The sequence below is a fragment of the Nocardioides furvisabuli genome, from assembly GCF_021083185.1.
Taxonomy (GTDB): Bacteria; Actinomycetota; Actinomycetes; order Propionibacteriales; family Nocardioidaceae; genus Nocardioides; species Nocardioides furvisabuli.
Window position 1 is genome coordinate 47,691 of the sequence record NZ_JAIGQB010000011.1, and the last position, 24,989, is coordinate 72,679.

The 24,989-nt window shown below is 67.1% G+C and carries 24 protein-coding genes; 19 read left to right on the plus strand and 5 right to left on the minus strand.

Annotated features, from left to right (window positions below; translation table 11 throughout):
- Window position 1: 1 nt before the first annotated feature.
- Together K4G59_RS17695 and K4G59_RS17700 are read right to left on the minus strand one after the other, a co-directional pair.
- Window positions 2–1,165, minus strand: a complete 1,164-nt coding sequence (locus K4G59_RS17695; protein ID WP_231252383.1) for a thiolase family protein — start codon at window positions 1,163–1,165, stop codon at window positions 2–4.
- Complete coding sequence (locus K4G59_RS17700; RefSeq protein ID WP_231252384.1) at window positions 1,162–2,322, minus strand: thiolase family protein; 1,161 nt, start codon at window positions 2,320–2,322, stop codon at window positions 1,162–1,164. The genes K4G59_RS17695 and K4G59_RS17700 overlap by 4 nt, the downstream gene beginning before the upstream one ends.
- A 118-nt stretch (window positions 2,323–2,440) precedes the next feature.
- Here K4G59_RS17700 and K4G59_RS17705 point away from each other — a divergent pair, with 118 nt between their 5' ends.
- The 9 genes from K4G59_RS17705 (at window position 2,441) to K4G59_RS17745 (ending at window position 11,261) form a co-directional block, all read left to right on the plus strand.
- Entirely contained in the window at window positions 2,441–3,229 is a 789-nt protein-coding gene (locus K4G59_RS17705; protein WP_231252385.1) for an NUDIX hydrolase, read from the plus strand.
- A gap of 86 nt (window positions 3,230–3,315) precedes the next feature.
- The gene (locus K4G59_RS17710) at window positions 3,316–4,464 is read left to right on the plus strand and encodes a thiolase C-terminal domain-containing protein (protein WP_231252386.1); all 1,149 of its coding nucleotides are present in this window, start codon (window positions 3,316–3,318) and stop codon (window positions 4,462–4,464) included.
- Between the two features lie 25 nt (window positions 4,465–4,489).
- Window positions 4,490–5,536: an NAD(P)H-dependent flavin oxidoreductase gene (locus K4G59_RS17715; RefSeq protein ID WP_269210370.1), complete on the plus strand. Its 1,047-nt coding sequence runs from the start codon at window positions 4,490–4,492 to the stop codon at window positions 5,534–5,536.
- Window positions 5,537–5,596: 60 nt separating this feature from the next.
- Window positions 5,597–6,601 (plus strand): LLM class flavin-dependent oxidoreductase, encoded by a 1,005-nt coding sequence (locus K4G59_RS17720; RefSeq protein WP_231252388.1) that lies wholly within the window; start codon window positions 5,597–5,599, stop codon window positions 6,599–6,601.
- Window positions 6,602–6,663: 62 nt separating this feature from the next.
- Complete coding sequence (locus tag K4G59_RS17725; protein WP_231252389.1) at window positions 6,664–7,620, plus strand: beta-ketoacyl-[acyl-carrier-protein] synthase family protein; 957 nt, start codon at window positions 6,664–6,666, stop codon at window positions 7,618–7,620.
- Complete coding sequence (locus K4G59_RS17730) at window positions 7,617–8,819, plus strand: thiolase family protein (protein ID WP_139227540.1); 1,203 nt, start codon at window positions 7,617–7,619, stop codon at window positions 8,817–8,819. Before K4G59_RS17725 ends, K4G59_RS17730 begins: the two co-directional genes overlap by 4 nt.
- Window positions 8,816–9,580: an enoyl-CoA hydratase/isomerase family protein gene (locus K4G59_RS17735; protein ID WP_231252390.1), complete on the plus strand. Its 765-nt coding sequence runs from the start codon at window positions 8,816–8,818 to the stop codon at window positions 9,578–9,580. Before K4G59_RS17730 ends, K4G59_RS17735 begins: the two co-directional genes overlap by 4 nt.
- Before the next feature lie 2 nt (window positions 9,581–9,582).
- Window positions 9,583–10,056 (plus strand): Zn-ribbon domain-containing OB-fold protein, encoded by a 474-nt coding sequence (locus tag K4G59_RS17740; protein ID WP_231252391.1) that lies wholly within the window; start codon window positions 9,583–9,585, stop codon window positions 10,054–10,056.
- Window positions 10,057–10,073: 17 nt separating this feature from the next.
- Window positions 10,074–11,261 carry an acyl-CoA dehydrogenase family protein gene (locus K4G59_RS17745; RefSeq protein ID WP_269210372.1) on the plus strand — a complete coding sequence of 396 codons (1,188 nt, stop codon included), beginning with the start codon at window positions 10,074–10,076 and terminating at the stop codon, window positions 11,259–11,261.
- 97 nt (window positions 11,262–11,358) lie between these two features.
- On the opposite strand, the gene K4G59_RS17750 is transcribed toward K4G59_RS17745, so the two are convergent.
- Genes K4G59_RS17750 through K4G59_RS17760 form a run of 3 tightly spaced genes read right to left on the minus strand, consistent with a single transcriptional unit; the run spans window position 11,359 to window position 13,975 of the window.
- Window positions 11,359–12,120 (minus strand): hypothetical protein, encoded by a 762-nt coding sequence (locus K4G59_RS17750; RefSeq protein ID WP_231252393.1) that lies wholly within the window; start codon window positions 12,118–12,120, stop codon window positions 11,359–11,361.
- 26 nt (window positions 12,121–12,146) lie between these two features.
- Window positions 12,147–13,049 (minus strand): CoA transferase subunit A, encoded by a 903-nt coding sequence (locus tag K4G59_RS17755; protein ID WP_231252394.1) that lies wholly within the window; start codon window positions 13,047–13,049, stop codon window positions 12,147–12,149.
- The gene (locus tag K4G59_RS17760; RefSeq protein ID WP_231252395.1) at window positions 13,046–13,975 is read right to left on the minus strand and encodes an LLM class flavin-dependent oxidoreductase; all 930 of its coding nucleotides are present in this window, start codon (window positions 13,973–13,975) and stop codon (window positions 13,046–13,048) included. Before K4G59_RS17760 ends, K4G59_RS17755 begins: the two co-directional genes overlap by 4 nt.
- A 226-nt stretch (window positions 13,976–14,201) precedes the next feature.
- On the opposite strand from K4G59_RS17760, the gene K4G59_RS17765 reads away from it, so the two are divergent.
- The 10 genes from K4G59_RS17765 to K4G59_RS17810 all read left to right on the plus strand — a co-directional run bounded on the left by K4G59_RS17765 (window position 14,202) and on the right by K4G59_RS17810 (window position 24,948).
- Window positions 14,202–14,948 carry an enoyl-CoA hydratase/isomerase family protein gene (locus tag K4G59_RS17765; RefSeq protein WP_231252396.1) on the plus strand — a complete coding sequence of 249 codons (747 nt, stop codon included), beginning with the start codon at window positions 14,202–14,204 and terminating at the stop codon, window positions 14,946–14,948.
- Between the two features lie 26 nt (window positions 14,949–14,974).
- A complete protein-coding gene (locus tag K4G59_RS17770) occupies window positions 14,975–15,394 on the plus strand; it encodes a Zn-ribbon domain-containing OB-fold protein (RefSeq protein WP_231252397.1) in 420 nt (139 codons plus the stop codon).
- A gap of 16 nt (window positions 15,395–15,410) precedes the next feature.
- Window positions 15,411–16,595, plus strand: coding sequence for an acyl-CoA dehydrogenase family protein (locus K4G59_RS17775; protein WP_231252398.1), 1,185 nt, complete (start codon window positions 15,411–15,413; stop codon window positions 16,593–16,595).
- Window positions 16,596–16,944: 349 nt separating this feature from the next.
- Window positions 16,945–17,715 carry an ABC transporter ATP-binding protein gene (locus K4G59_RS17780; protein WP_231252399.1) on the plus strand — a complete coding sequence of 257 codons (771 nt, stop codon included), beginning with the start codon at window positions 16,945–16,947 and terminating at the stop codon, window positions 17,713–17,715.
- Entirely contained in the window at window positions 17,712–19,643 is a 1,932-nt protein-coding gene (locus K4G59_RS17785; RefSeq protein WP_231252400.1) for an AMP-dependent synthetase/ligase, read from the plus strand. The genes K4G59_RS17780 and K4G59_RS17785 overlap by 4 nt, the downstream gene beginning before the upstream one ends.
- Window positions 19,643–20,527 (plus strand): branched-chain amino acid ABC transporter permease, encoded by an 885-nt coding sequence (locus tag K4G59_RS17790; RefSeq protein WP_231252401.1) that lies wholly within the window; start codon window positions 19,643–19,645, stop codon window positions 20,525–20,527. Before K4G59_RS17785 ends, K4G59_RS17790 begins: the two co-directional genes overlap by 1 nt.
- Before the next feature lie 2 nt (window positions 20,528–20,529).
- Complete coding sequence (locus K4G59_RS17795; protein WP_231252402.1) at window positions 20,530–21,588, plus strand: branched-chain amino acid ABC transporter permease; 1,059 nt, start codon at window positions 20,530–20,532, stop codon at window positions 21,586–21,588.
- 73 nt (window positions 21,589–21,661) lie between these two features.
- A complete protein-coding gene (locus K4G59_RS17800) occupies window positions 21,662–22,900 on the plus strand; it encodes an ABC transporter substrate-binding protein (protein ID WP_231252403.1) in 1,239 nt (412 codons plus the stop codon).
- 27 nt (window positions 22,901–22,927) lie between these two features.
- The gene (locus tag K4G59_RS17805) at window positions 22,928–23,722 is read left to right on the plus strand and encodes an ABC transporter ATP-binding protein (RefSeq protein ID WP_231252404.1); all 795 of its coding nucleotides are present in this window, start codon (window positions 22,928–22,930) and stop codon (window positions 23,720–23,722) included.
- Window positions 23,719–24,948 carry a phenylacetate--CoA ligase family protein gene (locus K4G59_RS17810; protein ID WP_231252405.1) on the plus strand — a complete coding sequence of 410 codons (1,230 nt, stop codon included), beginning with the start codon at window positions 23,719–23,721 and terminating at the stop codon, window positions 24,946–24,948. Before K4G59_RS17805 ends, K4G59_RS17810 begins: the two co-directional genes overlap by 4 nt.
- Window positions 24,949–24,989: the final 41 nt, after the last annotated feature.

A 24,989-nucleotide genomic window follows, 5' to 3' on the forward strand; every position in this document is an offset into this window, starting at 1 on the left:
GTCACCGCCCCAGGAGGTGCACGGCGGCCGCGGCGACGTCCCCGCCCAGCCACCCGCCGGCGTTCTCGGTGATCCCGATCCGGGCGCCCTCGACCTGACGCCCGCCGGCGCGACCCCTGAGCTGGTCGGCCACCTCGACCACCTGTGCCACGCCGGTGGCACCCACCGGGTGGCCCTTGCAGACCAGGCCTCCGCTGGGATTCGTCGGCAGGTCGCCTCCCACGCTCAGCCGCCCCTTCCGCACCGCGAAGACGCCCTCGCCGGGTGCGAGCAGACCGAGCTCCTCCAGCGCGATGAGCTCGGCGGGCGCGGTGGCGTCGTGCACCTCGGCCAGATGCACGTCGCCGGGTGAGACCCCCGACTGGTCGAAGGCCAACCGCGCCGCATGGGCGACGGCCGGCTCGGAGTGCCGTCCTCGACCGGAGACCAGGCTGGAGGCAAGCAGCCGCACCGTCGTGGCCTCGGGCGCGGGCTCGACGGTGAGGATGAGGGCCGCCGCGCCGTTGCCGATGGGTGAGCACATCGGCAGGGTGAGGGGGTCATTGATCAGCCGGGAGTCGAGGACCTCCTCGACGGTGATGGCGGCCGTGAACTGGGCGACCGGGTTGTGGGAGGCGTGACGCCGGTTCTTCACGACCAGCGCGGCGAAATCCTCGGGGGTGGCCCCGTGCTCCTCCATGTAGTCACGCGCCAGCTGCGCGTAGATGTCCATGAACAGAGAGCCGCTGCCTCGGACGTCGGGGGATTCCTCCTCCAGCCGCTCTTGGTCCACCGCTGCGGCCAAGGCGATCATCGGGCGCTGTTTGTCCTCACTGGCCATCTTCTCCGCTCCGACGACCAGCACGGTGCCGGCCCGACCGGCGCGGAGCGCCGTGTCCGCGAGGTGGAGCGCAGTGGAGCCGCTTGCGCAGGCGTTCTCGCAGTTGACGATGGGCACACCACGCAGATCGAACTGGCGCAGAAGTACTTGACCGCGGATCATCTCCTGGCCGGTGAGCAGGCCGCTCGCGGCGTTGCCCATATAGACGGCGTCGATCTGATCAAGTCCGACGGCGGCATCCGCGAGTGCAGCGCGTACGGCGTGCTCGACCTGTTTGGCGGATCGAGTGGCGGGGGCGCGGTCGAAGACTGCGATGCCCGTGCCCGCGACGAACGTGTCGGTCATTGCGCGGCCCCCCAACGCTCGATGAGCGTCGCGTTGGCCTGGCCGCCGCCTTCGCACATGGTCTGCAGTCCATAGCGACCGCCGCGCTCCTCGAGCACCGACATCAGACTGATCATCAGACGCGCGCCCGACCCGCCGAGGGGATGCCCCAGGGCCATCGCCCCGCCATGCACGTTGACGTGCTCGTCGTACCACTGTTCGGAGATGTTCAGCTCGTCGCGCCAGGCCAGAACGACGCTTGCGAACGCCTCGTTGATCTCGACCGCGTCGAGGTCGTCCACGACAAGATCGACTCGATCGAGGGCCTTGCGCGTGGCCGGTGCCGGCGCCGTCAGCATCATCACCGGGTCGTCGCCGGCAAGCGCCATCGAGACCACCCGCGCCCGGGGCGTGATGCCCAGCTCCCGCGCGCGGTCCCCGCTCATCAGCAGCAGCGCCGCAGCGCCGTCGGTGATCTGGGAGGAGGTCGCCGCGGTGATCACGCCGTCCTCTCTGAAGACCGGCTTCAGCGAGGCGATGCGGTCAGGGTCGGGTTCGCGGATCCCCTCGTCGTGGTCCACCAGTGTCTCGCCCACCTGGACGGGGGCGATCTCGCGCGCGAAGACTCCTGCGTCCCGTGCCGCGATGGCGGTGCGGTGGGAGCGTACGGCCAGCGTGTCCAGGTCTGAGCGGGAGAATCCCCACTTCTCCGCGATCAGCTCGGCCGACTCGCCCTGCGAGACCAAGGAATGCGCTGCCAGTAGCCGGTCGCTGTAGGGAGAGCCCAGGAAGGTGGCAGCTGAGCCGATCGGAATCCGGCTCATCGACTCCACGCCGCACGCGATGGCGACGTCATAGGTGCCCGAGGCGATCCCTTGGGCGGCGAAGTGAAGCGCCTGCTGGCTCGAGCCGCACTGGCGATCGACGGTGACCGCTGGCACCGATACGGGAAGCCCCGCCGCCAGCCACGCGTTGCGAGTGACGTTGGTGGACTGTTCGCCGACCTGCCCTACGCAGCCGCCGATCACGTCGTCAACCGTCGCCGCGTCGATCCGGGTGCGGTCGACGATCGCGCTGAGCACGTGCGCCAGGAGGTCGACCGCATGAACGTCGGCCAAACCGCCTCCCCGCCTGCCCATGGGGCTGCGGACACCATCGACGATCACGACCTCGTTCATCAGGTTGCTCCTTCACTCTGCGCCTCTCTCTCGTGGCGCTCCGGCCGGTTGTGCGAGACTCTACAATCATTCGACCGATAAGTCGATATCCGTCTGCATGGATGGGAGAGTGGGCATGGTGAGTACTGACAGCGGGGTGGTGACCCCGCGACGAGCGGCAAGTGTGGTCGTCGTCCGCGACGGAACCGATGGGGTGGAGGTGTTGCTGCTGCGCAGGACGGCGAAGGCGGCGTTCGCGCCGGACCGGTTCGTCTTCCCGGGTGGGAGTGTCGACGACAGCGACCAGCGCCTCCCCCTGACAGGTCCGCAGCAGGTCGCCGGTGTCATCGACGACGCCTTCGTCGCGGGGGTGCGGGAAACCTGCGAGGAGGCGCTGATCCTGCTGGCCATCGACGGCGCGGGCGCCCCCGCGAGTGGCGAGCACGCGCGTGCCGTTCGAGCCGCGCTGGCGAGTGGAGCGTCGCTCGCCGAGGCATTCGACCAGAGGGCGCTCCGTCTTGATCCCGGATCCCTCGCCTTCCACGACCGGTGGATCACTCCCGAGGGCGCACCGCGCCGGTTCGACACCTACTTCTACTACGCCGCCAGTCCACCCGGACAGATCTCGGAGCACGACCAGGGCGAGGCCGTCGACTCCGTCTGGGTCCGCCCGGCCGAGGTCCTGCACAGCGAGGAGTGGACGCCGCGCCTGCTGCCGCCGACTCGCTATCACCTGTCCCTGTGCGAGCAGCACGCGGACGCGGCGGCGGTCCTCGCCGCGGCGCGAGCACACGCGGTCCGCGAGCCCGTCCGCGCACGACTGGTCTCCGACGGGGCCGGAGGCACCGCGGTGGTGGTGCGGCCAGGTGCGGCGCCGGTGCCACTGGGAGCGCTGCCTTGGCGAGAACTCGGGACGAACGGCCGCTGAGCGTAGACAACTCGACCGTTAGGACATAAACTATCTCTTCGGTTGAACATTTACCAATCAATAGAGTACGTCAGAGAGGAACGCGCATGCGTGAGGTGGCCATCGCCGGAGTCGGGTACACACCGCTGTCCCGCAACTCGGGCCGCACCGTCTTGTCGTTGGCTGCCGAAGCCACCCGGAACGCGCTGGCTGACGCCGGCATGTCCAAGGACGACGTAGACGGCGTGGCGAGTTTCTCGGTGCTCAACGACTCAGTGAGTTGCGAGGCGGTCGCCACTGCGCTGGCGCTGCCGCGACTGCGCTATGTGCTGGACTTCCAGCAGGGCGGTCAGTCACCGAGCATCATCACCCATCAGGCCGCCACCGCCGTGGCGACCGGACAGGCGGAGGCGGTCCTGGTCTTCCGCGCACTCAACGGCCGCTCCGGAATCCGGGTCGGCAGCGGCGCCTTCGCCGGAGGCGCCGCGCAGTTCCGCTACCCCATCGGTTACAACGCCTACCTGATGTACATCGCCATGTGGGCACGTCGTTACATGCACGAGGTCGGCGCGACCGAGGCGGATCTGGCGGCGGTAGCCATCGCCCAGCGCGCCTACGCGGAGTTGAACGACCGTGCGATCCTGCGCAAGCCCCTCGACATGGACGCCTACCTCAACAGCCCGTGGATTGCCGACCCGTTCCGTGCCGCCGACTGCACCACCGAGGTCGACGGGGCGTGCGCGCTCCTCGTGACCACACTCGACCGTGCCCGCGACCTCGCCCACCCCCCGGTCCGGGTCGCCTCGGGTGCGTATGCGGCCGGACCTCGTCCCGGCCTCGACATCGGCGACCAGCTGCTGACCGACGACTTCACCCACAACTACGGCTACCTGTTGCGCGACGAGTTGTTCGGTCGAGCGGGAATAGGTCCGGGAGACGTCGACGTCGCCGAGATCTATGACTGCTTCACCAGCACGGTGCTGATGACCATCGAGGGGCTCGGTCTCGCGGAGCGTGGGGGAGCGGGCGAGTTCATCCGCTCGGGCGCGACAGCGATCGACGGCTCACTGCCGATGAACACCCACGGCGGGTTGCTCGCCGAGGGATACCTGCACGGCATGAACACGATCACCGAGGCCGTGCTTCAGGTGCAGGGCCGATGTGGCGAGCGCCAGGCGCCTCGTCACGAGGTTGCCGTGGTCACCTCCGGCGCCCTCAACGACGGATCGGCTCTGATCCTCACTGCCGACCGCTAGACCTCTGACTTCTCTAGGAGCCGAAATGTCTGTTCTCCCTACCCGTTACACCGAGCTCGTGGGCATCGAGCACCCGATCATCCAAGAGGGGATGGGCCCCTTCAAGACCGTGGCCCTGGCTGCGGCTGTGAGCAACGCCGGCGGTATGGGCACCATCAGCATGCCGGGCATGTCGCAGGAACCGAGCGAGGGCGCAGCGATCATGCGTAGCCACATCTCCGCGTGCGCCGAGCTCACCGACAAGCCGTTCGCGGTCAATGTCCCTGTCGGCGCTGACGATAATGGCAAGGTCCTGCCGATCACGGAGGCCTACATCAACGCCGTGATCGCGGCCCGTGAAGCCGACAGCAAGGTGGGTCAGCAGTTGAAGGTGCTCACCACGAGCGCCGGTTTCCCGGGGGCTTTCGCATCGCGGATCAAGGACGCGGGCCTGATCCATCAGCACAAGGTGGGCAGCACGCGCCAGGCGATCAAGGCCGAGGAAGCAGGGGCCGATGTCATCATCGCCTCTGGATACGAGATGGGCGGCCATACGCACCACTCTCCCGTGCACACCTTCGTGTTGCTGCCGAACGTCACGGCGGCGGTGTCGGTGCCCGTCCTCCTGTCGGGCGGTGCCCGTGACGGGCGCACCCTGGCCGCCGCACTGGCCCTCGGTGCGTCGGGCGTCGCCATGGGCACGCGGTTCATCGCCTCCGCCGACAACACCGATTGGCACCCGTCGGTCGCGCAGTTCATCGTCGACGCGCGAGAGGGCGACGACGTCGTGTTCCCTGGCGTGTACGGTCCGGCGCGCGGCCTTCGCACCGCCGCCACTGACCGCTTGCTGGAGATCGTCGCCAACGGAGAGATGACGATCGACGAGCTGACCGAGTGGAAGGACCACGCGCTGCAGCTCGCCCAGTCCACCGGCGACTTCGAGAAGGGCCTGGTCGCGGCCGGACAGGTCGCGAGCGGGATCCATGACGTCGTCGACGCGGCCACCTTCGTCCCGCAGATGGCGCGCGAGGCCAGCGAAGTCCTCCAGGAACTCGTGCGCGGCCTCGTGCCCACCAGCACCGTCGGAGTATGACGGTTCTCCGTGGCAGACACATCGGTGCCGACTCCGTCCCCAGGGCGCAGCAGAGGCCTGGTGCTGCTCGGGGGCGACCTGGACCTGGTCCAGGACGTGACCCGTCGCGCCGAGGCCGCCGGCTTCGACTCGGTCTGGACGACCGAGTTCTACGAGCGCACGGCGATCGTATCCCTGGCGGCCATGTCGATGGTCTCCTCTCGTGTGGTCCTCGGCAGCGCGATCGCCTACGCGGTCGGGCGCTCGCCGCTCGTGCTGTCCGCCGAAGCGCGTGATCTCGATGAGCTCAGCCGGGGGCGCCTGATCCTGGGTCTGGGGACCGGCACGCGCACGATGCAGCGCGATTGGCACGGCAGCGATCCGACGGCTCCGGCGCGGAGGGTGGAGGAGCTGGTTCCGCTGCTGCGCCGACTGTGGTCGATGGACGACACCGGCGTGTCACACGACGGGGACTTCTATCATCTGGCCCTGACCCCCACTGCGGCGGTGCGCCCGCCCTTGCGAGCCGACATTCCCGTCTACCTTGCCGGCGTCAACCCGCGGATGGTCCGGGCAGCCGGGTCTGTTGCCGACGGTCTGGTCGGGCATCCGATCTTCAGTCGCCGCTACGTGGAGGACGTCGTGCGTCCGGCCCTCGACGACGGCGCAGCTCGCGCTGACCGAAGCCGCTCGGTGCCCATCGCGGGCTACGTCATCTGCAGCATCAACGAGGATCCCGACGTGGCGCTGCGTTGGGCGAAGGCGCAGATCGGCTTCTACGCCGTCGTGCGCACCTATCTGCCCGCGTTCGCCGTGCACGGCCTCGAGTCGATGGCGGCGGATGCTCGCGCAGCGTGGTCGCGACGCGACATCGACGCCATGATCGCCGCCGTTCCCGACGACGTAGTGGAGTTGTTCGCGGTGGCCGGCACCCCGGACGAGGTCCCCCAGCAGCTGCACGAGCGGTTCGACGGACTGTACGAGCAGACGTTGCTCTACTCCCCGAGTTTCGGTTTGGATGCGGCGCAGCTCCAGGGCAACGTCGAAGCCATCATGGAACTCCTCGCCCCCGGAGGGGCGGCGTGACAGTGGTGGGGCTCGCCGGCTGGGCGGTCGCGGCGTGCGGAAGTGGGCCGGAGCGTCTCGACGTGCCGCTCGGAGTCCACCTCGCGGCGCGGGCCGCCCTGAACCACGCAGGTCTGAGCAGAGCCGACGTCACCGGCGTGGTGCTCGCCGGCTCCGACGCCTGGGACGGCCGGCTGATCTCGTCGATGCACATGGCCGGGCCGGCGGGGGGTTATCTCAGAGACGAGACGAAGGTCGTCGACGATCCGAGCGTCGCACTCGCCTCGGCGGTGTGGCGCGTCTCATCGGGAGCCGACCGAGCGGTACTCGTCGTCTCTTGGCACAGCCCCGCAGAGTCCGATCCCCTCAATGCCGTCTCGCCCGACCCCGAGCCGGTGTTCTCCAGACCCGTCGGCGCGCACCCGCTGGCGGCCGAGGCCCTGGCGGTCACTCGCTGGCTGGAAGCCCACGGACTCAGCGCCGACCGCTTCGACTCCCTCACGGCGTTCCTGGCCCCCGACAAAGCCGACGACGACCGGCTCTGGTTCACCCCGCTCAGGGCGGCGCACGTCGCCCCCGTCGACGGGGCCGCAGTGGCGGTGCTGGTCTCGGCTGACGGGGCGCGCGTGGAGATCAAGGCTGTCGACTTCGCCACCGACAGCGCGCTGCCTCTCGAGCAGCATCCAGACCCGGTGGGCAGGCTGCGGCAGCGGATACTGGCGCGCACCGGTAGTGACCCCGCCCATGCCGAGGTCATCGAGACCACCGACCGGACGGTGTTCCGTCTGGTGATGGCCGCCAGCGCGCTCGGTCTGGGGCAGCCGAGCGAGGTCGCCGACGCCGTCATCGAGGGCGGGTTGCCGCACCTGCAGCCCTCAGGCGGGCTGTTCCGCCGCAACGCCGGTTATGCTGCCGGACTCGAACGGATCGTGTGCGCCGCCGAGGCAGTCGAGCGCGGGGCTGTGAGCGCACTTGCGCACTGTTCGTACGGTCGGGCCGGACAGGGGCACTCGCTCACCGTGCTGGCGGCGCCGTTATGAGCCTCACCAGACCCGGCGTCGTGGGCGTCGGAATGACGCCGATGCGCACTCGCCGACCCGACACCGACCTCTTCGGACTCATTCGTGATGCCTCCGTCGCTGCCTTGGTCGACGCAGATGTGAGCATGGCCGACGTCGATCTGGTGGTGCTCTCGCAAGGCCCGGACGCCCTGTACGGCATCGGACATCCCGAGCAGGAGCTCGTCGACGTGCTTGCCGCTCGCGGGAAGCGAGTGGTGAGGGTGCAGACCGGTGGAGCCACTGGCACGTCTGCGGTGCAGATGGCCTGGTGGGCCATCGCTGCCGGAGAGTCCCAATGCGCTCTGGTGGTCGGGGCCGACAAGATGGGCGACTCCCAACAGTCGGCACAGCATGTCCTCAACCTCATCTGGGATCCGGCCTACGAGGCCCGCCTGCCGTTGAACACAATTTCGATGTCCGCGCTACAGGCCCAGCGTTATCTCCATCGCCATAGCATCGGCTTGCGCCGTGGAGAGGAGGCATGGGCACAGGTCGCCTCGAGGTTGCGAAACAACGGAGCACTCAACTCCTTAGCGCAGCTGCGGAAGCCCGTCACCCCCGACGAGGTGCTCTCCAGCCCACTGCTGTTCGCACCGATCCGGCGCGACATGGCCTGTCCCCAGACCTCGGGCGGCGCCGCCGTGGTGATGGTTTCGGCCGAGTGCGCAGCCACGATGGCCCGACCGGTGGCGTGGATCGACGGTTTCGCGGCCCGCTCCAACACCTATTTCCTGGGCGACAAGATGGGTGCCGCCGGGGACAACGATCACGGCTCGTTCCTCGAGCTCTCGCGTGCCGCGGCGGACGCCTACGCCCAAGCGGGCATCACCGACCCGGCTCGTCAGATCGACGTCGCGGAGCCTTACATCCCCTTCGCCACGATGGAGCCGATCGCCGTCGAGGCGCTCGGGTTCTCGGAACCGGGCCAGGGCATCGCCGATGCGGAGAAGGGCCGGTTCGATCGCGGCGGCGAGATCCCTGTGTGCCCCTCGGGCGGCGTGCTCTGCGCGGCTCCCATCAGTGTCAGCGCCCTCGTACGGTTCGCCGAAGGGGCGCTCCAGGTCCGCGGGCGCGCCGGGGATCATCAGGTTGACGGGTGTCGCACCGCCGTTGTGACCGGTGCTGGCGGCTCGATCCAGTTCGCGGGCGTAGCCGTACTTCGAGGGGAGGACTCGTGACCCGGGTAGGACAGGTACTCATCGATCGTGTCGGTGGCGTCGTGCATGCGCGGCTGGACCGGCCCGACGTGCGCAACTGCATCGACTTCGGCATCATCGAGGGGCTCGAGCGCGCAGTCGAGATGGCGCGTGCAGACGCGTCGGTGCTGGTCGTTCGTGGATCCGGCGGGCACTTCTGCGCAGGCGCCGACCTCGACCTCGTGCGTGGCCTGATCGGCGACCAGAAGGGACTGGAGGCCTACGTGACACGGCTGAGCGAGGTCCTCGATGCGATCGAAGCGGGCCCGTTCGCGAGTCTGGCGGCCGTCGAAGGGTACGCGGTCGCCGGCGGCTGCGAGATGCTGCTGGCGTGCGACGTGGTGTTCGCGTCCACCGAAGCCCGCATCGGGGACCGGCACCTGGAGCACGCTCTTCTGCCCGGTGCCGGCGGCTCGGTCCGGCTGGTCCGTGCCCTGCCTCGGGCTTACGCCCGTTGGCTCCTGCAGAGCGGGGAGATGATCTCGGGCGACCAGGCTCGAGCATGGGGCCTGGCCGCGCTGGCGGTGCCGCCGGAAGAATTCGAGTCCGAGCTCGACCGCGTCGTCAACCGGCTCGCTTCACGGGACAGGGTCGCGATGACCGCGGTCCGGGAGATGGCCCGCTGTGCCGAGGACGAGCCGCCACCAGTCGCCATGTCGCGTGAACGAGAGCTCTTTCTCGACCACATCACCACGAGTCCGAACGTCCGCGAGCAACTCGATGGCTTCGTGAAGAGGAGCTGACCATGAGCGACGCCCTGACCAGTCATGTGGTGATCCCGGGGGCCTGGCACCTCGATTTCCGGCACGCGGCGGGACCGGCGGCGAGCCGGTTCCTCACCACCGTGCGGGATCGTGGCGTGCTGACGGCGTCACCGTGTCCTTCCTGCGGCCGGATCCGAGTGCCTCCCCGTGATTTCTGCGAGGAATGCTTCGTCCCCACCTCCGACGACTGGCCGGACGTGGGGCCTCGCGCCGTCATCGAGGCCGCGACCATCGGGTACACGAGTTTCCCGGGCTATCCCGAGCCGCCGTACGCCCTGGTCTACGCGCGCCCCGAAGGCGCGGACACAGCCATCGGAAACCTGCTCCAGGGGATAGATCTGAGTGACTACCACGTGGCGCTGGATCGGATGCACATCGGTGCCGCCGTCACTGCCGTGTTCGGGGACGAGCGCTCCGGGCTCGTCACCGACTTCCATTGGGCCCTAGCCGACTGATTCATGAAGGAGTGACCATGCCCGACAGTTCACAGCAGGGGATCGAGCTCGACGTCCCCTGGTGCTTCACCGACGACCACCGCTCGTGGCGAACCGTGCTGCGCGACTTCACCACCAGCGTGCTCGCGCCCACCGTCGCGCAGCGGACCATCGACGCTGTGTTCGACGAATCGATCGTCGACGGGTTGGGGGAGTTGGGCGTCTTCGGGCTACGCGTGAGCGAGGAGTACGGCGGCTCCGGTTCCGACATCACCTCGTTCTGCCTCGCCGTCGAGGAGATCTCTCGGGTCGACGGAGGGGTCGGTGCCAGCGCGCACGTGCAAGGCATCGCCTGCGCACTGTTCGAACGGCTCGCCAACGACGACCAGAAGAAGGACATCCTTCCCCGGGCGGCGCGTGGGGAGATCTTCATCTCCTTCGGTCTCACCGAGCCCAGCGGTGGCTCCGACGCCGGCAACATCCGTACCGCCGCCGTGAGGGACGGCGACGGGTGGCGCCTGAACGGATCGAAGGCCTTCATCACCAACCCGGGCACGCCGCGATCGAAGTACGTGATCCTCTTCGCCGCAACCGGTCCCGGCCGGCCCGGTCGCCCCGAGGTGTCGGCCTTCCTGGTCCCTCTGGATGCGCCGGGCGTCGAGGTCGGTCCCGCCTACGACAAGATCGGTTGGCGTACCTCCGACACGCACCCGCTGTACTTCGACGACGTCCGCCTGGGGCCAGACGCCCTCCTGGGCGAGGCCGGTCGCGGATACCGAGAGGCGCTCGGCTTCCTCACCTGGGCCCGACTTCCGATCGCGTCGGCCTCGGTCGGTATCGCCCAGGGGTGCCTCGACGCCACGCTCGAATTCGTCAAGACGCGCGAATCGTTCAACCAGCGACTCGGCGACCACCAGGCCGTCGGATTCAAGGTCGCTCGGATGGCTGCGGCAACCGCAGCTGCCCGGTCGATCACCTACGACGCCTGTTGGAAGATGGACCACGGCCACGCCTACGAGCAGGAGGCGGCGATGTGCAAGATGGTCGCCTCCGAGATCTGCAACAAGGTGGCCTACGACGCCACGCAGCTACATGGTGGAGCGGGTTTCATGATGGATTCGACGGTGACGCGACTCTATGGAGACGCCCGGGTGATGACGATCGGTGAAGGTGCATCCGAGGTCCAGCAGATGCTGATCGGTCGAAGCCTCGGCCTCAAGGTGTAGTGGGTGACCCGTGCCGGGGCGCCGGCACCGGTGATCCGCGACAGCGGCCGGCGGCCCGAACGGGCCGCCGGCCGCCGCACCAAGAGGGTCGTTCGCCTCAGTCCAGGCGCAGGCGTCGCAGCGCACCGCCGGGATCCACCCGTTCGCGGAGCATGGTGAGTTCCTCGTCGGTCGGCGACGGCGTCAGGGGAACCTCGCCGGGTGTCGACGACGGCAGGTCGAACCCGGTGCGTTCACGGACCTCGTCGGGGGTGTGCCCAGGATGCACCGACTTGAGCCGGAGCGTGTCGTCATCGCCGAAGTCCAAGACCGCCAGCGGAGTCACCACCAGTTGGGGGCCGTCGGAATGCGGGTCGCAGAACTCTCGACGCGCAGCCGTGCGCCCGGGTGCGCTGACATGGTCCACCTCGTCGACGAAGATCCGCGCGTCGTGGCGCTGCACGAAGATCATGGTGCGCGTGAAGTAGGCCGCGAAGACCAACCCGACCGTTCCTGGACCGCGGACCCGTAGCTTCGGGTAGTCGCGTCCGATACCGACCATGTTCACGTTCCCATGGCGGTCGACCTGCATGCCGCCGAAGATCCCCACGGTGGGCGCCTTGCGCCATCCACCGAGCTCGAAGTCGACGATGTCCTCGAGCCGAAAGGAGTGCTCCGCGCTGTCGAGGGTCACCGGGTCGGCAGTCGACTTCACCAGTGGCGCCGCCGAGTTGATCGCACCGCCGCCGCCGCTGAGCCAGTTGAGGTCGGGGGCGTGCATCAGGCGGGCGAGCTGGAAGGCCGCCATCGGAATCTGCGAGTTGGCGCCACAGGCACCCCACTCCTCGTTGCGCAAACCGCGCGCCAAGGTGACGGCCATCAGCTCGCTGGTCGTACACGTCTCGGTCATGCCTGGCTCCTGTCCGCGCGCGGCTGGTGGTCGACACGCAGGGTGCCGACGAGGCGCTCCACTCCCACGCGTTCCAAGTACTGGTGGTGATCCTGTGGTTCGCTCACGTAGCGCGCCATCCACTGTTCCGGCGAGCGCACGTAGTCCTCAAGCATCCGCTCGTCGCGCCCGTAGTGACCCGCCGAGGAGGTGGGATGCGCAGCAAACGGGAGAGCGACCACGGCGGAGACCATGAAGCTCGGAACGGTGACCTCCTTGTGCCGGCCGGACGCGGCGTAGTCGTCGGGCACGATCTCGTCCGTGACGACGATCGCGGTCCTCGACGCCCGCAGGATCAGGTCGTCCTGATAGATCGGACCGTCGAAGAAGACGTTGCCGAAGCGGTCGCAGCGCGGAGCGTGCACGATGCCGACGTCCGGTCGCATGGCAGGAATGGCGACGTGCTCGTTGCCGGAGTACGGGTCCACCACGGTGCGGAAGAGCTCCGGTGACAACGAGCGCGTGCCGGTGGCCTCGTGGCCGCGCGGTAGTGGCATGAAGGGGAGGTTCGCCGACGCCGCCTTGAGCCCATAGATCGTGAACGGCTCGTCGACGTCGTGCACGACGATCGTGGAGCTCTCGGCGGCTGCGCGGAACGCGGGCGCCAGCCCGAAGTCCTCCAGCCCGACGTATGCCGTGTAGACCTCGGCGACGGTCCCGGCGGCGATGAGGACCTCCACGGGGAGCCCCGCCGACACGTTCGGCAGCAGCCGGAGGTTGCGCCGTCCGGCGCGGGCGAGCTCGCGGATGATCGGCATGGGCGCCGCGTGCGCGTGGATGCCGCCGATCGCCACCAGGTCACCGTCACTCACCAGGTCTGCCGCGGAAGCGACGTCGATCACCTTGCTGCGTCGGTTCATGCCATCTCCTCAGTTGTCACGGCCGGCTCGAACCGTGCGCGGACCCGCGCGGCCACCTCCATGATCCGGGCCATCTGGTCTTCCAGGTCGCTTCCGGCGATCCGACAGATCACGTGGGTGACGCCAGCCTCGACGAAGGCGGCGATCTCGTCCGCGCACTGATCGGCGTTGCCGGCTATGCAGTAGCGGCGCATGGGCTCGGGGTCTATGGCGTAGACGTCGCCGATGAAGGCGCTGGCCTCGCGCCACGCGCGGTCGGCATCGTCGTCCACGCGGATGTAGACGTGCAGGCCGGGGGTCAACTCTTCCGGCGCGCGGCCGGCGTCAGCCGCCAGCGAGCCCAGTGCCGACCACCGCTCGGCGTAGCGCTCCGGCGTCACGAAAGCCCCCAGCCAGCCGTCGCCGAACCGAGCCGTGCGCGCGAGTGCGGCGTCCGCTCGTCCGCCGTGCCACAGCGGGATCCGGCTCTGCACCGGAGGGGGCTGGAGGCCATGCGGGTTGTCAGCGAGCCACATCTCGCGCAGCGACCTCATCAGTTCGGTGGTCCTGCGGCCACGCTCTTCCAACGGTACGCCGGCCAGCTCGAACTCCGCTCGATTCTCTCCGCCCACGCCGAGACCGACGAGTACCCGTCCTTCGCTGAGTGCATCGATGGTGGATACGGACTTGGCGACCCAGGCTGGATGCCGGAGCACCCCGAGCAGAACGCCCGACGCAACCGTCACCTTGCGGGTGACGACCGCGGTGGCCGCCATCATCGACAGACACTCGTACAGCGGGACGTGGAAGCTCAAGTGGTCGCCGAACCACACCGACGAGTACCCGAGCTCCTCGGCCAACACTGCAGAGCCGATCACATCGCTCGCAGTTCGCAGGGGCGACCCGAAGTTGTTGATCCCTACCCCGAAGTGCAGCGGTTGCGTCACGCGCTTTCCTTCCTAATACGACCATAGGGTTGACGTTCGACCGACAGGTTGAGACTCTAGCTGCAGTAGGACGGCCGCGCTAGGGCGGACGCACGCAGCATCGACGATGCGATGCGACAGACCGAAGGAGCCAGCAGTGACAGCAACGCACTCGGAAACCACCCGGACGTCCACCTTGCTCGTGGAACGGATGGCGTTGAGTTCCGGGCCCGGAGCGATGGCGTTGGTGACCCTCAACCGCCCCGATGAGATGAACCCGCTCGACTGGGACACCGTCAGGCACCTGAGAACCACCTTCGACGAGCTCGGACACGACGACGAGGTCCGCGTCGTGGCGATCACCGGCGCCGGACGTGCGTTCAGCGCTGGGGGCGACATGAAGAAGTACCAACAGCTTCAGCGCGACACCCAGGACTTTCCGCAGTTCTTGGCCGACATCCATGAGACGTTCGCCGCTATCAGCCAGTACCCCAAGCCCTACATCGCCTTGGTCAACGGAATAGCGGTCGCCGGAGGTATAGAGCTGGTTCTCTCGTGCGACCTGGCGCTCGCCTCGGCGTCCGCGCGGATCGGTGACGCCCACCTCCCGTTCGGTCAGATGGGCGGCGGAGGGGTCCTCACCCTGCTGCCGCGCGCCGTCGGACCCGCCCGGGCGCGAGAGCTGATCTTCACCGGTCGCATGCTCAAGCCACAGGAGGCGTTGGAGTGGGGCCTGGTCTCGCAGGTCGTCGAGGACGACGACCTGGTGGCGGCTGGTCTCCGATTCGCCGAGCAGGTGGCGGCGAAGTCGCCGCTGGCCGTGCGCAACGCGAAGCAGGTCCTCAACGCCGCGTACTGGGAAGGCACGGGAATACCCGGCGGCATGCGCCTGGAGCGCGAGGTCACCGCCCGGTACTGCCTGACCAGTTCCGACGCCCCCGAGGGTCTCGACGCGTTCGAGTCCAAGCGCACCCCCCAATTCACCGGGCGCTGAGCCCAGCTGATCAGCCAGGAGAATCCGTGTCCAACCCCACTGAGTACGCCCAACCGCCAGCTCCCCAGGTCGATCCCGACAGCGCCGCCTACTGGCAGGGACTAGCCGAACGCGAAGTACGGTTGCCGGGATGCGCGGCCTGCGGCAAGGTTCGCTTTCCTCCGCTCGATTCGTGCCCCTACTGCGGGCAACCCGGAGGAGAGGAGAAGGTGCTGTCCGGAGTCGGCACGGTGTACTCGTTCATCGTCCTGCACCGTACGTTCCACCCGGCTTTCGAGGCCGACCTCCCCTTCGCCATCGCCGTCGTCGACCTTGAGGACGGGCCCAGGATCGCGGCCCGCATCGAAGGCCCGCCGGAGGCAGTGAGCATCGGGATGCGGGTGGCGGCGACCTACTTCGACCGCGAGTCGTGGACCGAACTGCGCTTCACCGCGCAGGACAACTAGAACCGAGGAGACAAAGATGTCCACCCACACCCACAACGAGGCCACGTCCGACTGGTCTGCAGTGATCCACAAGTTCGGTCGGGACAAGGTGCTGCCACGCAGCAGCGAACTGGACGCGCACCCCCAGGACATGGAGCTGATCAGGTCCCTGCTGCTGGAAGTTGGTCGCATCGGGTTGTACGGAACGGTGATCTCGCCGGAGTACGGCGGCACGGGCCCGAGCAGCCTGGCCCTGCACGAGGCGGTCGACGCCTTCGCCTACCACAACGCCGGCCTCGCCATGTCCACCATGCCGACCTACCTGACCGCCCGGGCGTTGATGTCGTTCGGCACCGATGAGCAGAAGTCACGCTGGCTGCCCAAGATCGCGGCAGGCGAGCTGATCACCTCCTGGGCCGTGACCGAGCCGGACACCGGCTCCGACGTCGCCAACATCACCACCAAGGCGGTCCGTGATGGCGACGGATGGCGGATCAGCGGCACGAAGATGTTCATCACCAACGCCAGCATCGCCGACGCCGTGCTCCTGCTGTGCCGCACCGGCGGCACGGGGGTCAAGGAGACGTTGACGACCTTCGTCATTCCGATGGATGCTCCGGGGATCAGTGTCACCGGCGTGCTGGAGAAGATGGGGCTGCGGTCGTCCCCGACGTGCGAACTCGTCTTCGACAACGTGCGGGTGGAGGACACCGACCGGCTGGGCGAGGTCGGCGAGGGCTGGGAGGTTGCGATGGATGTGCTCGACTACGAGCGCCTGGCCATTCCCGCCATGACCGCCGGCATGGCGCAGCGCGCCCTGGAACTCTCCTCGGCGTACGCGGGTCAGCGAACGGCTTTCGGAGGCCCGATCGCGGACCTCGCACCCGTCGGCGAGATGTTGGCTGACATGGGCGCCGCACTCCTGGAATGTCGATTGCTGTACCGGCACGCGGCGGCCCTCTCCGACGCCGGCAGGCCGTCGATCGCCGAAGGCTCGATCGGCAAGCTCGTCGCCGGCCGGTTGGCGAACGAGGTGACCAGCAACGCCGTCCAGATCCACGGTGGCTACGGGTACTGCCGCGAGTACGAAGTGGAACGGCTGTACCGCGATGCGCGCCTCTTCATGATCGGCGGAGGCACCACCCAGGTCCAGCGCAAGATCGTCGCGCAGCAGCTACGTCGCTCGCCCAAGTGGGGAGCATCGGCCGGTATGTGGGCGTAGCCCTGGCAGCGTCACCCTGAACCCGACGGGCACGCGCGGTGGTGCTGGTACGACTGCCGCCGCGCGCCCAGGGATGGACTGGACCAGTCGCCGTATGAGGAGACAGCGTTCTCCATCTCGTCTATCGATCGATCGTGCCGGCGAGGTCCGCCGCGGCCTAGAAGGGGCGCGCCCCGCCCGGAGATGGTCACGCGTAGGGATCGGGTCGTTTTCTCACACCGTGATGGCGCCAGACCCTTGCTTAATGTGACGATCGCCACGATAATTCGATCACTGACTCATTAGTCGAAAAACAGCCTGGGAGTTGATTGTGGACCGGAGTCCGGAAAATACGCTCCAAGTCACCGGAGTGACACTTCGCTTCGGCGGCCTCACTGTGCTCTCGAATGTGTCGATGAATGCCGCCGCCGGCGAGATCACCGCGCTCATCGGGCCGAACGGCGCCGGGAAGAGCTCGCTCATCAACTGCGTCACCGGCTTCTACCGGCCCCAGGAGGGAAACATCTCTCTGTTCGGTCGAGAGACCACGGGGCTGCCCGCGCATCGCGTCGCTGGTCTGGGGGTCGCGCGCACTTTCCAACACATCGAACTCTTCCAAGGCCTCAGCGTTATCGACAACCTCATGCTGGGCAGGCACCGCCACCTCAAGGGCGGGGCTCTGTCGAACGGCATCTTCTACGGCCGTAGCAAGCGCGAGGAGCTGCGGCAGCGCGCGGCCGTGGAAGACATCGTTGACTTCCTCGACATGCCCCACATCCGCAACACCCCGGTGGGCCTCCTGCCCTACGGACTGCAGAAGCGTGTCGATCTAGGTCGCGCTCTCGCCCAGGAGCCTCGCCTGTTGATCCTCGACGAGCCGATGGCCGGCATGAACGTCGAGGAGAAGGAAGACATGGCGCGCTACATCCTCGAGCTCCGTCAGGAATCGGCGATCAGCGTGATCCTGATCGAGCACGACATGGGAGTGGTGATGGACATTTCGGATCGGGTCTCGGTGCTCGACTTCGGGCGGTTCATCGCTCAAGGACCGCCGGAGCAGGTAAGGGCCGACCCGGCGGTGATCGCCGCCTACATCGGTGCGCCCGCTGAGGCCGTGAACGGCGAGGCGACCGGCCGATGACCGAGACGGTGACCTACCCCGAGCAGACCATGCCGCAACTGTTGTTGCAGCGTCTCGTCGACACCCCGGACACCGTCGCGCTCCGAGTGAAGGATCGCGGCATCTGGAAGCCGATGACCTGGCGACAGTACGGCGAGCGCATCGAGCACCTGGCTCTTGGCATGCTTGAACTCGGCCTGGAACCGGGTGAGAACGTGGCGATCATCGGCGACAACTGGCCGCAGCACCTGATCACCGACCTCGCTGTTCAGTCGCTGCAGGGTGCCGGCGTAGTCCTCTATCCGGAGTCATCTCCGGAGGAAGTGGCCTTCATCGTGGGGCACGCGGAGTGTCCGGTGGTGGTGGTGCGCGACCAGGAGCAGGCCGACAAGCTCTTCGAAATGCAGCATCAACTGCCTGGACTCCGGCGCATCATCTACTGCGATGGGCGGGGAATGTCGCTCTACGACTCCAAGGTGGCGATCTCCTTCGACGAGGTTCTCGCCATGGGTGCTCGACGGGCCGAGGCGAATCCACACGAGTACGGCGAGAGCGTGGCGCGTGGCAAGAACTCCGACATCGCGATTCTGATGTACACCTCGGGGACTACTGGGGAGCCGAAGGGCGCGATGATGACCCATCTCAATGTCATCGCAGGCGTGAAGAACTTCTTCCTCGCAGAGCCGATGAAGGCTGAGTACGAACGGCTAGTGTTCCTGCCGCTGGCGTGGGCGGGCGAACGCTACTTCTCCACCGCGGGCCACATCATGGAGGGCTACCGGCTCAACTTCGCCGAAGGGCCGGAAACGCTGCGTAACGACATCCGAGAGATAGGGCCACATCAGCTGCTCGGGTCACCACGTATGTGGGAGGACTATCTCTCGTGGATCGACGTCCGGATCGGGGAGGCCACCTGGTTGAAGCGCTCCGTTTACCACTGGGGGATGAAGGTGGGGCAGCGACGCGCCGAACGCGAGTACCGCGGACAGAAGGCGGGCGGGTGGACTCGAGCCCAGGTCGCCGTGGCTGAGTTCGTGGTGTTCCGTCCGCTGCGGGACCATCTGGGTCTGCTCCGCGCGGAGCGGATCTACTCCGGTGGCGCCGCGCTCGGCATCGATGTCATGAAGTATTTCCACGCCCTCGGCATCCCGCTGAAGCAGGTCTACGGCCAGACGGAGGTCGGCATCACCACGACTCACTGGGACAAGATGAAGCCCGAAACGATGGGCCGTCCGGTACCCGGCGTCGAGATCGTCATCACGGAGAATCGTGAGATCGCGCACCGATCCGCGAGCGTCTTCGTGGGCTACTACAAGAACCGACCGGCCACGGACGAGGCATTCATCGGCGATGTGCTCCGCTCGGGAGATGAGGGCTACCTGGACGACGACGGTCACCTGGTCGTCGTCGACCGCTCCAAGAACGTGGCCACGTTGACCTCGGGCGAGCGTTTCAGCCCCACCTTCATCGAGAACAAGGTGAAGTTCTCCTCGTACGTGCGAGAAGCTGTCTGCTTCGGCGACGAGCGTGAGTTCCCTGTTCTGTTGATCAACATCGACGGGGAAGTGGTCGGCAAGTGGGCCGAGAACCAACGGATCCCGTACACGACCTATACCGACCTCTCCCAGCGCCCGGAGGTCATCGAGCTGATCCGGGAGGAGACCGCGCGGGTGAACTCCGAGATGCCGACCTTCATGCGGGTGCCCCGATTGGCCATCCTCCACAAGGAGCTCGACGCCGACGACGCTGAGATGACGCGTACTCGAAAGGTGCGTCGCGCCCAGGTGGAGCAGAACTACGCCTTCATCATCGACGGTCTCTACTCCGATCGCACAGAGGTCGATGTCGACGCCGAGGTCACCTACCGTGACGGCCGCAAGGCGCGCATCCATACCCAGCTCACGTTGGTCGATGTCCCGGTCGAATCTGTGCAGGGGGTGCGGGCCTGATGAGCGAGTTCACGCAGCTGATGGTCTCTGGCGTGTTCACCGGGATGCTCTATGCGCTCCTTGCGTTGGGTTTCGTCGTGGTCGTCAAGGGCAGCGGAGTCATCAACTTCTCCCAGGGCGAGGTGGTCGTCCTCGGTGCGTTCGTGGTGTCGTGGCTGCTCACCGATGTCGGCGTTCCGTTCTGGTTGGGAGTTCCGGCGACCGTCGTAGTGATGATGGTGGTGGGCGCAGGAATCGAACGGTTCGCGCTGCGACCGCTGCAGAACGAGTCCATGCTCGCCCTGGTGATGGCCACCATCGCCCTGGGGTCCATCATCCGCGGCCTGGTGCCGATGATCTGGGGCGACGGTCTCCGCTCGATCCCGAGCTTGATCGACCAGCGACGCTACGAATGGTTCGGCATCTCCATTCCCACGATCACGTTCTGGTCCGCAGTCATGGTGCTGATCTTGCTTGTCGCGTTCGGCTTCTTCTTCTCTCGCAGCCGTCTCGGACTCGCGATGCAGGCGGTCTCCGACGATCGGGTCGCCGCCCAATCGCTGGGCATCAACATCCGCCTGGTCAATGCCGTGTCCTGGGCCATGGCCGGGGGGATCGCGGCACTCGCCGGCTACGTGTGGGGCTCACTGCTGGGTGTGGACAGCCGACTGGTCGTGCTCGGTGCGCTGATCTTCCCCGTGGTCATCCTCGGTGGCCTTGAGTCGATCCTCGGCGCCGTCATTGGCGGGATCGTTGTCGGCCTGGTCGAAAGTTTCTCCGCGGGCTACCTCAATGACGACCTGGGTGCTGGATTCAGCACCGTGGCCCCGCTGATCATGCTGCTGCTCGTGCTGTTCGTTCGTCCCTACGGCCTGTTCGGCAGGCCCGAGATCGAAAGGGTTTGACAGTGGCACTCATCGCCATGGAGACCGGTCGGTTCCACGAGAAGTACGCCGAGGAGATCGCTGTCTACGGAACGCCGTACCGCAGGATCTGGATCCTGGCGGTCCTGGCAGTCACCTTCGTGGTCGTTCCCCTGGTCGCCTCGCCGTACTGGCTCGTCGTCTTGACGCTGGTCGGGATCGCTGCCGTGGGCGCCACCGGGCTGAACGTGCTGGTGGGCTACGCGGGCCAGATATCACTCGGTCACGCTGCCTTCGCCGCCGTAGGCGCCTACACCAGCGGGCTGCTCGTCTCACGCGCGGATGCGCCGTTCTGGGTAGCCATTCCGACGGCGATGGTGGCCGCGGGGGTGTTCTCGCTAATCTTCGGGCTCGCCTCGCTGCGGGTGAAGGGCCTCTACCTGGCCATTGCGACGCTGGCGGCCCAATACATCGTGCAGTGGATCCTTTCGTCCTGGACCTGGATCACCGGCGGGTTTCAAGGCATCGTGATCTTCGAGCCTATCCAGGTCGGGCCCCTCGACACCACGACGCCGACGGGCAAGTACCTAATGGTCTTCATCGCCCTGGCACTGGTGGTCATGTTCGTGGAGAATCTCATGCGATCGCGTTCCGGGCGCGCGATGATCGCGGTCCGTGACCAGGACATCGCGGCCGCCGGTTCCGCGGTGTCCCCGCTGCGCTACAAGCTGCTGGCCTTCTTCATCTCGTCGGCGATAGCCGGACTGTCCGGGGTGCTGTACGGCTACAACGCCGGCCTGGTCTCGACCGAGGTCTTCACCCTCGCGCTGTCGGTGCAGTACCTGGCGATGATCCTCGTCGGCGGCCTCGGCTCCATCCCCGGATCTCTTCTCGGCGCCGCCTTCATCACCATGCTGCCGATCTGGCTGCGTGACCTGTTGCCGGCCGTGGGCATCGAGCTCTCGGCGAGCGTGGAGGTGCACTTGCTCACCATGCTCTTCGGTGTCGCCATCCTGCTCTTCCTGGTCCTCGAGCCTCGTGGGCTCTACGGGTTGTTCCGAAATGTCAAGGACTACTTCCGAATGTGGCCCTTCTCGTACTGATGGGGCGGCCTGCGTGTGAACACGTCTCGGACTATCGATCGAACCGATGATTGGAGAAGTTGTGAAGCGAAGAATGACGAAAGGTGTTTCGCTCGCACTCGGGCTGGCCTTGTTCGCCACCGCGTGTGGTGGGGACGACGGCGGCGGCGAGGGCCGCGAGGGAAGCTCGGGTGAAGACATCGTGATCGGTGTCGCCGGAGCCCGCGTGGGTGCGATCGCCAATGTGGGGGAGGGCGTCGGCGAGGCGGTCAACGACTGGTTCGAGATGGTCAACGCCAACGGCGGCATCAATGGCCGGAAGGTGAAGATTGAGGAGATCGAGACCAAGTACGAGGTGCCCCCAGCACTTGAGGCGTTCGCCCGCTTCCAGCAGTCCGGGGCCGTCATGGTGGCGGTCGAGGGCACAGCCCTGAGTGACGCCCTAACGCCGGTGTCGGAGCAGTCCAAGATCCCGATCATTTTCCCCGGCCAGGGAAACCTCGACACAGTCGACGGTGAGGCGTTCCCCTACGCCTTCCCTGCCGGTCCACTCTACGCACACCAGGCGACGGCAACAGTGCAACAGCAGGTCGACGAGCTGGGCAGCGACATCAGCATCGGATGCGTTGCCTGGGAGCCTCCGCCGGGCCGTGAGTACTGCGAGGGAGTGAAGAACGCGACCGAGAGCCTCGGCGCCGAGTTCGCCGGCGAGGTGGTCATCCCCGCTGCCGCCGCCGACGTCGACGCCCAGGTGCGTGGCGCCGTCGCTCTCGACGCCGACGTCGTGCTGCACGCCGCCATCTTCGGTCAGGCGGTGCTGCTGCTCAAGGGTCTCTGCGACCAGGCTCCGGACCTGCCGGTCGGCGCCTGGCACTGGGCCATCACCCAGAACGAGATCAACGGCGCCGGAGCGGAATGCATGGAAGGCAAGTTCGGCGCGTCCATGTCCACGCTGCCCTCCGACGAGCCCGAGGCCGTACAGATGCTGCGCGACTACTGGGAGGAGAGCGGCTCCGACCCCAACCCCGTGCTCGAGGAGAACTCCTTGTACGGCAACGGTCTCTACATCGCCACGGTGATCGAGGAGGGCATCCGTCAGGCTCTCGAGATCGTCGGCGACGACGGCGAGGTGACCGGCGAGGTGATGAAGCAGGCGCTGGAGTCCATCGACGGCTACGAGGGATACGGCGTCACGTGCCCGATCACGATGAGCGAGAAGGACCACTCGGGCAACAGGGCCGTGAACATCTACGAGATCCGCGACGGCAGTTGGGACCGGGTTGGCGACTGCATCACCGGCCCTCCCGTGACCAACGAGCCCGACGTCAGCTGACGTAACGCGAGCACAGGAGGCCTGAGGATGCTGAAGCTGGATGGCGTCGAAGTCGTGTACAACCGTGTCGCCCTCGTTCTGAAGGGGGTGTCCCTCACCGTCCCGGCGGGTCAGATCGTGGCGTTGCTGGGCAACAACGGTGCGGGGAAGACGACGACGCTTCGAGCGATCTCAGGCCTCCTCGCTCACGAACGCGGAGAGGTGGTTCGCGGCCGGATCACCTGGGGGGACAACTCGCTTCGAGAACGATCGCCTGACTACATCGTGCGTCAAGGCGTCGTGCAGGTGCTCGAGGGACGTCGTGTCTTCGAGCACCTGAGTGTCGAGGCGAACCTACTTGCGGGGGGATACACCGCGGGTTCCATGCGCAGCAGCCGGAGCGAACTGAAGATGATCTACAGCTACTTCCCTCGGTTGGCCGACCGCCGCAACCAGCGGGCAGGCTTCCTTTCGGGAGGCGAGCAGCAGATGCTCGCCATCGGCCGTGCGCTGATGGCGCACCCCCGCGTCATGTTGCTCGACGAGCCGAGCCTCGGGCTCGCGCCGGTGCTGGTCTCGGAGATCTTCGAGATCGTGGAACGGCTGAACAGGGAAGAAGGGGTGACAGTCGTCCTCGTCGAACAGAACGCCGAGGCCGCCCTGCAGATCGCCCATCATGGATACGTACTTGAGGACGGCCGGATCGTGCTTGAAGGGCCTGCGGACAAGCTCCGGCAGAACCAGGACGTCGCGGAGTTCTACCTCGGCCTGAGCGGGGTCGGCGAACGCAAGAGCTACCGAGACGTGAAGACATATCGGCGCCGAAAGAGGTGGCTGGGATGAACGACCTCTCAACGGTCCAGGATCCCGACGAGACCCGTCGCCCGGAGGAGCGCAGCGAGGCCCAGCAGCGGCGGATCTCCGCGCTGCTGCCCAAGCTGTGGGATGCGTCGCCGGCGTGGCGGCGGCGGCTGCAAGGGTCGAACGTATCGCCGACCGACTTCGGCGCACCGGACGTGTTGACCCGGTTGACGCCGGTCGCGAAGAGCGATCTGGTGGCCTTGCAGGCGGAGGACCCGCCGTTCGGCGGGTTCTTCATCGGAGACCTGACGTCGAGTTCGCGGGTCTTCATGTCGCCAGGTCCCATCTACGACGCGCAGCTCGGCACCACCGACATCGGCGGCTTCGCTCGGGGCCTGAGAGCGGGCGGGTTCGCGCGCGGTGACATCGTGCTGAACACGTTCGCCTACCACCTCACGCCTGCCGGCCACGCCTTCGAATCGGGTGCTCTGTCGCTCGGCTGCGTGGTCGTACCGGCGGGCACGGGCAACACCGAACAGCAGGCCAGGTTGCTCAAGGACCTGCCCGTCACCGGCTATATGGGTACCCCGTCGTTCCTGCGGATGCTGGTCGAACGTGCCGACTGGCACTTCACGACGGCCTGCGTCGCAGCGGAGAAGCTCACTGAGGACGAGCGCGCGGTGCTGGAGTCGCGCGGAGGACGTGTGTCCCAACTCTACGGGACCGCTGATCTCGGATATCTCGCCGGAGAGTGCGAGGCCCGCGCCGGCATGCACCTCACCGAGGACAAGGTGATCGAGGTCCTCGACCCCGCCACCGGCGAACCGGTTCCGGAAGGGGAGATCGGCCAGGTGGCTGTGACGACCTTCTCGCCCACCTACCCCTTCCTGCGGCTGACCACGGGAGACCTAACGCGGGTCGTCAGTACCGAGATGTGCGAGTGCGGCCGCACGTCGGCGCGCATCGCAGGAGTGCTCGGCCGCGTGGGTCCCGGTGTGAAGGTCAGGGGGATGTTCGTCTACGAGCACCACGTCCGCGCTGCCCTGGAACGTCATGGTCTGGGCGTAGGACGTTTGGTGATCAGACGCGTGGCGGGGCAGGACACCCTGACGCTCGAGATCGTCGAACCCCTCTCCGACGAACAGCAGGGGGACCTGCTGCGCACCCTGCGTGACGAGATCAAGTTGCGAGCCGAGATCGAGATGGTCCCTGAGGTGGACGCGGAGACCCCGAAGCTCGTCGACGCTCGAGAGATTTGGCAGGCATGAGGCGTCCGCCGTCCTACCGCCTCCGCACAGGTGAAGTGGGA